Raw genomic sequence first — 9,296 nt, forward strand, 5'->3', positions numbered from 1 at the left:
GTATAAGAGACAGGATGGGGGGATGGGGGAAAGTTAATTGTCAACTGTCAACTGTCAACTGTCAACTGTCAACTGTCAACTAACTCCTAAAAAAGAAAATGACAGCAGATTCAATAAATATCTTGTTAATAGAAGATAATTTAGCGGAAGCTAGATTGTTGCAAGAGTTTTTAAAAGAAGCTTCTTTCAAAGAGTTTAATTTAGTTCATGTAAAAAGATTGAGTGAAGCACTTGATACCATTGGTGACAATATTTCTATACATTGTTTGTACGATGTAATTTTATTAGATTTAACCTTACCAGATAGTCAAGGTTTAGAATCTCTGAAACCTTTAATGACTCGCGCTCCATATTTGCCAATTGTGGTTTTAACTAACACCAATGATGAGCAATTAGCTATAGAAGCAGTACGGAAAGGAGCGCAAGATTATCTTGTTAAACGACAGATAAATCCACAATTGTTAGTGCGTTCTCTACGCTATGCTGTAGAACGTAAGCAGGTTTTAGAAACATTACGCACTGTCAATCAATCTTTAAAAAATCGAGTTGACGAAAGCACAGCAGAGTTAGTAAAAGCCAAAGAAGTTAATCAATTTAAATCAGAGTTTGTATCGATACTATCTCACGATATCCGCAATCCTTTAAATACTATTTTACTTGCAGCAGGACTATTAAAAAACACCGATGAAAAAGTAAATCCGGATAAAAAAATTATTCATTACCAGATGATTCGTTCGGCTATTAAAAATATGTCCTTGTTGTTAGATGAAGCCTCATTTATTGGTAGAGCCGATTCTGGTAAACTTAATTGTGAACTGATAGAAATTGATTTAGTAGCTTTTTGTCGTGCAATAATTGCAGAAATACAGTTAACTGCTGCTGAAAAAAATATCAATATAGTTTTTAATTCCCAGGGAAATAGTAATGAATTTTTAGGAGATGAAAAATTACTGCATCATATTTTAACTAATTTATTAGGTAATGCTGTTAAATATTCCTCATCAAATAGTAAAGTTATTTTTGATTTAGTTTATCAAAATGAAACAGTAATTTTTAGTATTCAAGATTCAGGAATTGGTATTCCGATACAAGAACAAAAGCATCTTTTTGAACCATTTCATCGTGCTTCTAATGTGGGGGGAATTCCCGGTACTGGCTTGGGTTTATCAATTGTGAAAAAATGCGTCGAAGCTCACGGAGGTGAAATTTTACTTAAAAGTCAAGAAGGAATTGGTAGTACTTTTACTGTCAGTTTACCGTTGTTTAGGAATTAGTTGACAGTTGACAGTTGACAGTGGACAGTTGCTTATTACAAATATATAACCTTTAACCTTTAACCTTTGACCTTTAACCTTTAACCTTTAACCTTAGTCATAGTTGTGCAAAGCTACGGTAATGACATGGATAAAAATTTGATAGAAAACCTACTTGTGGAGTGTTGGTCATCTGAAACAAGTACTCTATACAGTAAGAATAATCCAGCGCGGGGACAATGTGATGTAACAGCAATTGTTATTTATGAGTATTTTGGTGGAGAAATTCTTAAAACTTTTATTAACGAACAACCTCACTTTTACAATCGAATAAATGGCGATCGCTATGATTTTACCGTTAGTCAGTTTCAGATTCTTCCTGACTATTTAGATTTACCCAGCACACGAGAAGAAATTTTAAACATAAATTTGAAACTTAAGGAGCAATATGAGATTTTACAAGAACGTTTTGAAAAATTGCTACTTAAAAGAAATAGTTATAAAAATAGTTGAAACCAAAATCTAATGAACGAACAAATACAACCCAATCATAACCTCAAACAAAATCCCTGTCATATCTGTGGTTCTCAAGAATTTACCTGGGGACGTAGTGTAGATAGTCAACTTGGTTGGGTGTATTTCCGTCCAGATGAAGGTATACAAGGAGATGGGGAACGACTAAGCACCCGCAAATGTAATCAGTGTAAAAATGTACAGTTTTTCGCAGATGGGGAATAATTAGTTAAACCATCTCCAACCACTGTATCCCAAATAGTATCCACCTCGTCCGATACTTGTTTGTATGCTTCTTCAAGCTCACGGTTTCGCAATAATTCCAGCGCTTCTTCTATCACCTGAGAGCGAGATTTACATTGATGGTTAGTTTTATACTGTTCGATAAATTGGACTAAATAAGTTGACAGCGAAATTGAAAGCTTTTCTGATTGCATCTCATTTTGGTAGGAATAAACGGTAATCTAATTTCATGCTACTAATTAATTATATCTTAATTTAAATATTGATATTTTTCGTTCGGTGAGAAGTTAGAAGTTGGGTTTTGATAAGGGTTGTTTTATGTTACCAATTGATAATTCTACCAACTATTGGTAGGCACAAAAAAGTAGAGGGCTTTATTTTTCCCTCTACTTAATTTATGGCTATCTGTTACTTATTACTATTTACTATTTTGCTGTTGTTTTAGTAAAGAGTCAATCTGTAGTTGTTGTGCTTTGATTATTTTCCGAAGTTCATCTATATCAGTTTTAGGTTTATCGGGAATAAACTCTATCTCAGGATTAAATTGTTTAACGTATTCAGTTGTATCTCTATAATGTTTGCGGCTTACCTCTTCGCTGTGTTCACACCATGCGTTAACTACATCACTTGGAATATTTAAGTCATAAATGCAATGGGTAATAAAGGTATGACGTGTATTGTATGGTGGTAAATACTTTTTAAGTTTACCTTCATTAACTAAAATGGTTATGAACCCGTCATAGGTGTATGTACAGCTTTCATTTATTGATTCTTTTTTTCTCCAACACGCATCTAATGTTTTTTTGTTGATAGGTTTACTATTTTTATTTACAAAAACACAATCATTGAGTTCACGTTGTTTTAACTCTTTTAATAGATTCCACAATCTACCATTTTTAGGCATAGGGAATATGCGTTCTGTATTGTTTTTAGTTGATTTAAATTTTTTTATTTCAGAACTATAAGAACGCCTAAAAACAATACATTCTTTATCCCACTTGATGTCACCCCAAAATAAACCTGTAGCTTCACCTAATCTACAACCTGTTAAAAACCTAAAAGCAGTAAAGTGATACCATTTTTTAAACTTACCTTTATCGTTTTTAAGGTAATCAAGTATTATCTCTACCTCGTTCCAAGTAAACGCTTTATTCTTGTCTAAACAATCACTTTCATCATTTTTGTATTCATCTTGTTTTATTTCTTTATTTTTATTATTTTTTTCTATATCATTACTTAAACCAAGATAAGGGTTTTTAGAATGATATAAATTATGCTGAATAGCAAAATTGTAAGCCTTTTCTAGTAGTGTCATAATTGTTTTGACTTCCGCTAGGTTCCTATAAGCGATTAACCAATTACGAATCTCTATGGGATTATCGCCTACTGCCTTTAAAGCGTCTTCAATAAAATTAAAGTACTTTCTTTTGTAAGCTAATTCATAAGTTGTAATAGCTAAACTTGGTTTACGGTACTCACAGTACTTATCCCATATTTCCAGTAAACCTAGCTCAGGCTTAATTGGTGGTTGATTTTTACCACCCTCGATAACTTTCATTACTCCCCTCAAATTAGGGAATATCTTTAAATGACTCAACACCTCTTGATATTCATATTTATTGAAGCTACCGTCAGGGTTGTGAAGCTTACCATCTTCTAAAGCTATTTGCAGTCTATCAATGGCACGTTGTATTAGTCCTTGATTCTCCTTAGTCGCTTCTATGCCAAGTGGAATCTTTATTTGACTTTTAACTTGTGGGAACCAAGGACGTGGCATATTGATAATTACCTTGTTTTGCTTGTTGGTGGTATAGCCTATGTTGCCTTGTAAAGCTTTGCCTGTAGGTGTTTTACCTGAATTCATTGTTAATACTCACTTATTACTCAAACAATAGAATAGTAATTGTAGTTTACTACTCTAAAGTCTATTGTAACAAGTAGGTTCCGAAGGCGGTTCCTGCGGGAGCCAAAAAGGTTGCAGATACTACCGTTGAATTATTACGTATTACTGGGGAACAAATTACTGATGGTCGTTGGAAAGACGATACAATCATGGAAAAGCTCAATCAAGCTGATGCAATTGTATTTGGTTCACCTACCTATATGGGTGGAGTTGCAGCACAGTTTAAATCTTTTATTGATAATGCAGGAGTTTGGTTTGATCAAGGGTGGAAAGATAAAATCGCGGGGGGTTTTACTCATTCAAGTTCCCCTAGCGGTGATAAAGAAGGAACTTTGCTTTATTTAGCAACTCATGCAGCACAACAAAGTATGATTTGGGTGAGTATTGGTGATTTACCAAGTAATTATTTTGGTAAAGATGATGGTGTCAATCGTTTGGGTGCATTCATCGGAGTTATGGGACAATCTGCCATCGATATGAGCGGTAAACCACCAGAAATTGAATCTGGAGACGCTCTGACAGCACAAAGGTACGGTGAAAGAATTGCGATCGCAACTCAAAGATGGCAAAAATAATCTGATTATTACCAGATAAACTATTGTGATATTGTGACCATCAGAAGTCGGGTTTTTAAAACATAAATATCGGTAAGATGAGAAAATTGTCATCAAAACCCGACTTCTTAACTCAGATTTTTAATTCTTAAAATATCATGCTAAATTTTAACGACGAATCGGTTCTTGATAGTTGGAATCAAAATGCTGACTCGTGGATAACTACTATTGAAAATGAAGAAATCGCAAGTCGAAAAATTGTGACGAATCATGCGATTATTGATGCAATTATCAGTTATTCTCCTGAATCTATTCTGGATCTCGGATGTGGTGAAGGTTGGTTAACTCGCGAATTAACTATTAAGGGAATTGAAGCTTGGGGTGTTGATGGAGTTTCCGCACTGATCAAAAAAGCGCAATTGATGAATTGTGGTAAATTTTTGGTTGCATCTTACGAAGATATTGTCAATAATAATAAGATAGATATTAAATTTGATGCTGCTGTTTGTAATTTCTCTCTTCTCGGAAAAGAAACTGTAGATAATTTAATTCCTTCAATTCCTAGTTTATTAAAGAATAATCAATTATTATTTATCCAAACGCTTCATCCTGTAATTGGTTGTGGAGAATTACCTTATATTGATGGATGGAGACAAGAATTATGGAATGGTTTTAATTCTGATTTTAAACAACCAGCACCTTGGTATTTTCGTAAAATTGAAACCTGGATAAAATTGCTCAAATCTTGCGGTTTTTCTATTTTAGAATGTCGCGAACCGATTAACCCAATTACTCAGAAACCGGCTTCAATAATTTTGATTGCTTGTTGTTGTTAAACTTCTTTTTTCTCTGTGTCTCATCGATTTAATAAATAAAATAAAATAAAATAAAATAAACCGCAGAGACGCAGAGGGCGCAAAGGAAAGAGATGCACAGAGACAGGTAGTTATACAGGTAAAATTAATCAAGATTACAATTAATGATCAAGATTCTAGATATTATAAATTGGGAAAATTTTCAAATATTTTATCTAATCCACTAATAGTCGCGATCGCACCGCAAGAAATTGCTAGTATTGAACTACCAATTATCCCTTGAATTAAAGGAATCGGGACGTGAAATTCAATCGAATAAAGCCAAAATATTCCTGCAACAAAAAGCCCTGCGAATAAGCCGATTGCAAATCTTGCAAATCTGATGTTAACAGACAATTTATTTGATTTTTCGGAATTCATTTTCAGAACCTAGGTCAACCATAAAATTATTTTAGCTAATTCAACAAGTTGATAGTCATGACTTTAGTCATTTATAACCTTAATATTCTCTTCCATATCAGCAATAATAGTAGTCCCGAATCCTATTAATACCACCAACATCTAACTAATGCAGACATGGTTGCGCGTTCGACTATTCCATTAGCAATCATGGCATTATTTTTTTGAAACTTGATCACAGCAGCTTTGGTTCTCTCATCAAAAACACCATTACTTCTACAAGAGTAAACACCAACAGACTTCAAACACTCTTGCAAATTAATTACAGCATCCCCAGTTGAACCGAATTGAAGTGTTACAAAAGTATTTTTACTCATGAGATTCCCCCTTTAGTTACAATGACAATTACTTAATTTAGATTCAACTGGGGCAATAATCAAAAAAAAACACTGTAAATAAATCAATCTTTATGCTTTGAAACATTTGTTAATGGGTAATTGCTAATGGGTAATAGAAAATTACTAATATCTTGAGATTAAGCTAAAAAGCCTTGCACCGGCATCGCTGCACGAAGTTCATCTTTTGGGAAAATCACCAGTAATTACGGATGCCAACCTGACAATTGCCGAATCAGGTGCCATCGTTGAATAGGATTTTGCCAGCAATATTAGTTGACAACCCCGTAGCGTATGATTGGCGAATAAATTCCACCATCACCAAATAATTTTGCTGATTAATCCAAAATTGAAATACTCGAATACAGCCCACCCGTAAACTGTTGTGATATATCCTTAATTTTGGTGGCTCGCAAGTGATAAAGAAAATGTATGGTGTAAAAGAACGCAAATACATAATACAAACATTAGCCGAGATTAAAAAAACCGTGATGGGAGCAGGATTACAGATTAATTGGGTTGTGGTGACTTATACTTGGTTGCAATTTGTCGCCTGGGGATTTCTCTCAATTTTGATTGCTGAGGTGGTTAGAGATAGCTATCACGCGGCTTGTCATCATGTGAAATGGCTTGGCAAATGGCACAATAAGCATCATATGGTATACAGAAGGGATTTATCGATAATTTCTCTGGAAGCTTATCGGGATTCTCAGCTTTATCACGATATTGTTGAATCGATTTTGCTTTTAGTAATAATTAGCGCGATCGCGATTATTTTTCATCCGGTAGGTTTATGGTTGGGTGTGGTTTACGCTGGGACTTTTCTTTATGGAGCGTCGTTAAGGTATTTTTTGGGTAAAGTTGAAACGGACTATACCCATAAACCGGGAGCGTTGGAGGTGATTCCTTCGGTGTGGTGGGTAAATCGTAGTTACCACTGGCGACATCATTTTGATGATGTAAATGCTTATTATAGTGGTGTATTTCCAATAGTAGATAAAGTTTTGGGAACCGCACTTTCTTTCAAAGGTAAAACGGTTGCTTTAACCGGAGCTAGTGGTAGTTTGGGACAAGCAATGACCGCCAAACTACTAAAAAACAATGCTAAAGTTGTTGCATTGACAACTCATCCCGAAAAATTTGTAGAGCAACCACGATTTACAGTAATACCTTGGGAATTGGGGAAAGAAGAAGAATTGCGATCGCGCTTGCAGAAAGTAGATATTTTAATTATTAACCACGGAATAAATGTCTACGGTAGTCGCACTTCGGAGGATATTGATAAATCCTTTGAGGTAAATACATTTTCAGCAGTTAGATTAATGGATGTATTTTTCTCGACTGTAACGGGTGCGGATGCGAAAGCAACCAAAGAAATTTGGATAAATACATCGGAAGCGGAAGTATCTCCGGCTTTAAGTCCGTTGTACGAATTGAGTAAACGAACCTTGGGGAATATCATTACTTTGAAGCGGTTGCAGTCTCCTTGTACAATTCGTAAATTGATATTGGGACCATTCAAAAGTGAATTAAATCCTTATGGGGTAATGTCAGCTGAACAAGTTGCTGCTGGGATTGTATTTTTGGCTCGTAGGGATTTTCGTAATATTATCGTTACCGTTAATCCTTTGACTTATATATTTTTCCCAATTAAGGAATTGAGTACCTGGTTGTACTATCGGATTTTCAGCGTTGCCAAATAGGAGGATGAATTTAACTGTAGAGACGTAGAATTTTACGTCTCTATAAAGTTTTTTCTTATTGATTCGTGTTCGCGTAATTCATATTTTGTTCTTAAGGGAATAGGGAATAGGCAACTAGTCAAGCGACTAAATCTAATATCCGATGGGCCATTTCCAACTTGGAACACATGGGAATCTCAACTTCTTTCCCTTGCTTATCTATATATATAGCTTTATTCGTATCGCTGCCGAAACCGCTACCAATTTGATCTATGGGATTAGCAACAATTGCATCTAAATTCTTTCTTTGCAATTTCTCATAAGCTGGAGTTACTATATCCCCGGTTTGGGCTGCAAAACCAATCAATTTTTGATGCTGTTGCTTACAACTCGCTAATTCAGCAATAATATCTCCGACACTCTCCAATGCTAAAGCTTCTGGAAGCGCCTTTTTGGGCAACTTCTCCACACTATATTCCCTTGGCTTTACATCCGCCACAGCCGCAGACATAATAATTACGTCCGCATCACCGTAATACTGCAACATTTGCGATCGCATTTGTTCTGATGTCTCGACTTTTATACCCCGCACTCCCAAAGGTATACCCCAACTCACGGCACCACAAACTAAAGTCACATCCGCACCGCGATGCAATGCTGCTTGTGCCAAAGATAACCCCATTTTCCCCGTAGCTGGATTGCCGATAAATCTCACTGGATCTAAATATTCTCGCGTTCCTCCTGCACTAATCAATACTTTTTTAGCCGTAAAATCTCGTTTGCCGCCAGTTTTTAACAACGATTGTACATGGGTAACGATTTCCTGGGGTTCGGCCATTCTTCCCGCACCAACTCTGTCACAGGCTAATAATCCTTCGGCGGTTTTTGTATCATGAAAACGACCAAAAGTCAAAATATTTTGCCAATTCTGCTGCACCGTTTGCTGTTCCCACATATCGGTATTCATCGCCGGTGCAAGTAATATGGGGCAAGTAGAAGCTAAAACGGTGTTTAATAGTAGATTATCAGCCATACCATAAACTAACTTTGCCAAAGTATTCGCTGTCAATGGCGCAATTAAGATGATATCCGCCCATTCTCCCAACTCTATATGTAGGGGACGAGAGTTGATTGGTTGCCAAAAATTTTCATCAGTATAAGCAGGGTGACGAGAAAGAGTTGCGAAAGTTAAAGGAGCGATAAACTGTTGTGCGGAATCGGTGAGAATTGTTCGTACTTCTACCCCAGATTTAAATAGAGTAGAAACAACTTCACAAACCTTATAAGCAGCAATACCACCGCTAACTCCAATTAGCACCCGTTTCAATTTTGAATTCGACATAAAGCAATTATCAATTATCAATTATCAATTATCAGTTTCTCACCGCGACGGTTTTCGCTCTCGAAGCCGTAGATTAAAAACACACTTGATTCAAGAGCTTTAAATCCTTTAGGACTTAATACAGTTGAGTTAGGACTTTTTTGGTTGATATCTCGAAAAACCAAGAATTGGGGGATTCTCCCCCAAACCCCCCTACA

The 9,296-nt window shown here is 35.7% G+C and carries 12 protein-coding genes; 6 read left to right on the forward strand and 6 right to left on the reverse strand.

What is annotated here, in order from left to right; genetic code table 11:
- Positions 1–98: 98 nt before the first annotated feature.
- The 3 genes from IQ247_RS29925 to IQ247_RS29935 all read left to right on the forward strand — a co-directional run bounded on the left by IQ247_RS29925 (position 99) and on the right by IQ247_RS29935 (position 1,991).
- Positions 99–1,274, forward strand: a complete 1,176-nt coding sequence (locus IQ247_RS29925; RefSeq protein ID WP_193925570.1) for a hybrid sensor histidine kinase/response regulator — start codon at positions 99–101, stop codon at positions 1,272–1,274.
- Between the two features lie 126 nt (positions 1,275–1,400).
- Positions 1,401–1,766 carry a YunG family protein gene (locus IQ247_RS29930; protein ID WP_193925584.1) on the forward strand — a complete coding sequence of 122 codons (366 nt, stop codon included), beginning with the start codon at positions 1,401–1,403 and terminating at the stop codon, positions 1,764–1,766.
- Positions 1,767–1,778: 12 nt separating this feature from the next.
- Positions 1,779–1,991: a hypothetical protein gene (locus IQ247_RS29935; RefSeq protein ID WP_193925571.1), complete on the forward strand. Its 213-nt coding sequence runs from the start codon at positions 1,779–1,781 to the stop codon at positions 1,989–1,991.
- Here IQ247_RS29935 and IQ247_RS29940 read toward each other — a convergent pair.
- Together IQ247_RS29940 and IQ247_RS29945 are read right to left on the reverse strand one after the other, a co-directional pair.
- Positions 1,952–2,203 (reverse strand): ribbon-helix-helix domain-containing protein, encoded by a 252-nt coding sequence (locus tag IQ247_RS29940; RefSeq protein WP_193925573.1) that lies wholly within the window; start codon positions 2,201–2,203, stop codon positions 1,952–1,954. The genes IQ247_RS29935 and IQ247_RS29940 overlap by 40 nt on opposite strands.
- 224 nt (positions 2,204–2,427) lie before the next feature.
- Positions 2,428–3,873, reverse strand: coding sequence for a tyrosine-type recombinase/integrase (locus IQ247_RS29945; RefSeq protein ID WP_193925575.1), 1,446 nt, complete (start codon positions 3,871–3,873; stop codon positions 2,428–2,430).
- Between the two features lie 188 nt (positions 3,874–4,061).
- On the opposite strand from IQ247_RS29945, the gene IQ247_RS29950 reads away from it, so the two are divergent.
- Together IQ247_RS29950 and IQ247_RS29955 are read left to right on the forward strand one after the other, a co-directional pair.
- The gene (locus IQ247_RS29950) at positions 4,062–4,487 is read left to right on the forward strand and encodes a flavodoxin family protein (protein ID WP_228060174.1); all 426 of its coding nucleotides are present in this window, start codon (positions 4,062–4,064) and stop codon (positions 4,485–4,487) included.
- Between the two features lie 137 nt (positions 4,488–4,624).
- Positions 4,625–5,302: a class I SAM-dependent methyltransferase gene (locus tag IQ247_RS29955; protein WP_193925577.1), complete on the forward strand. Its 678-nt coding sequence runs from the start codon at positions 4,625–4,627 to the stop codon at positions 5,300–5,302.
- A 162-nt stretch (positions 5,303–5,464) separates the two neighbouring features.
- Here IQ247_RS29955 and IQ247_RS29960 read toward each other — a convergent pair whose 3' ends face one another.
- Entirely contained in the window at positions 5,465–5,701 is a 237-nt protein-coding gene (locus IQ247_RS29960) for a hypothetical protein (protein ID WP_193925578.1), read from the reverse strand.
- A gap of 125 nt (positions 5,702–5,826) precedes the next feature.
- Positions 5,827–6,057: a peptidoglycan-binding domain-containing protein gene (locus tag IQ247_RS29965; RefSeq protein ID WP_193925580.1), complete on the reverse strand. Its 231-nt coding sequence runs from the start codon at positions 6,055–6,057 to the stop codon at positions 5,827–5,829.
- Positions 6,058–6,491: 434 nt separating this feature from the next.
- Here IQ247_RS29965 and IQ247_RS29970 point away from each other — a divergent pair, with 434 nt between their 5' ends.
- Positions 6,492–7,778, forward strand: a complete 1,287-nt coding sequence (locus IQ247_RS29970) for a bifunctional sterol desaturase/short chain dehydrogenase (RefSeq protein ID WP_322745606.1) — start codon at positions 6,492–6,494, stop codon at positions 7,776–7,778.
- Positions 7,779–7,896: 118 nt separating this feature from the next.
- Here IQ247_RS29970 and coaBC read toward each other — a convergent pair whose 3' ends face one another.
- On the reverse strand, positions 7,897–9,099 hold the full coding sequence (gene coaBC / locus IQ247_RS29975; RefSeq protein ID WP_193925582.1) for a bifunctional phosphopantothenoylcysteine decarboxylase/phosphopantothenate--cysteine ligase CoaBC: 1,203 nt from the start codon (positions 9,097–9,099) through the stop codon (positions 7,897–7,899).
- A 17-nt stretch (positions 9,100–9,116) separates the two neighbouring features.
- Positions 9,117–9,296 (reverse strand): hypothetical protein (locus tag IQ247_RS32955; RefSeq protein WP_228060175.1); only part of this gene is annotated, 180 nt, incomplete at its 5' end.

Source organism: Plectonema cf. radiosum LEGE 06105, assembly GCF_015207665.1.
Lineage (GTDB): Bacteria > Cyanobacteriota > Cyanobacteriia > Cyanobacteriales > Nostocaceae > Rivularia > Rivularia radiosa_A.

What these genes read in the sequence shown, in the direction of transcription:
- IQ247_RS29965 (WP_193925580.1), bottom strand. Translation starts at nt 6,057, where the DNA reads ATGAGTAAAAATACTTTTGTAACACTTCAATTCGGTTCAACTGGGGAT.
- IQ247_RS29925 (WP_193925570.1), top strand. Translation starts at nt 99, where the DNA reads ATGACAGCAGATTCAATAAATATCTTGTTAATAGAAGATAATTTAGCG.
- IQ247_RS29935 (WP_193925571.1), top strand. Translation starts at nt 1,779, where the DNA reads ATGAACGAACAAATACAACCCAATCATAACCTCAAACAAAATCCCTGT.
- IQ247_RS29930 (WP_193925584.1), top strand. Translation starts at nt 1,401, where the DNA reads ATGGATAAAAATTTGATAGAAAACCTACTTGTGGAGTGTTGGTCATCT.
- coaBC (WP_193925582.1), bottom strand. Translation starts at nt 9,099, where the DNA reads ATGTCGAATTCAAAATTGAAACGGGTGCTAATTGGAGTTAGCGGTGGT.
- IQ247_RS29945 (WP_193925575.1), bottom strand. Translation starts at nt 3,873, where the DNA reads ATGAATTCAGGTAAAACACCTACAGGCAAAGCTTTACAAGGCAACATA.
- IQ247_RS29960 (WP_193925578.1), bottom strand. Translation starts at nt 5,701, where the DNA reads ATGAATTCCGAAAAATCAAATAAATTGTCTGTTAACATCAGATTTGCA.
- IQ247_RS29955 (WP_193925577.1), top strand. Translation starts at nt 4,625, where the DNA reads ATGCTAAATTTTAACGACGAATCGGTTCTTGATAGTTGGAATCAAAAT.
- IQ247_RS29940 (WP_193925573.1), bottom strand. Translation starts at nt 2,203, where the DNA reads ATGCAATCAGAAAAGCTTTCAATTTCGCTGTCAACTTATTTAGTCCAA.
- IQ247_RS29950 (WP_228060174.1), top strand. Translation starts at nt 4,062, where the DNA reads ATGGAAAAGCTCAATCAAGCTGATGCAATTGTATTTGGTTCACCTACC.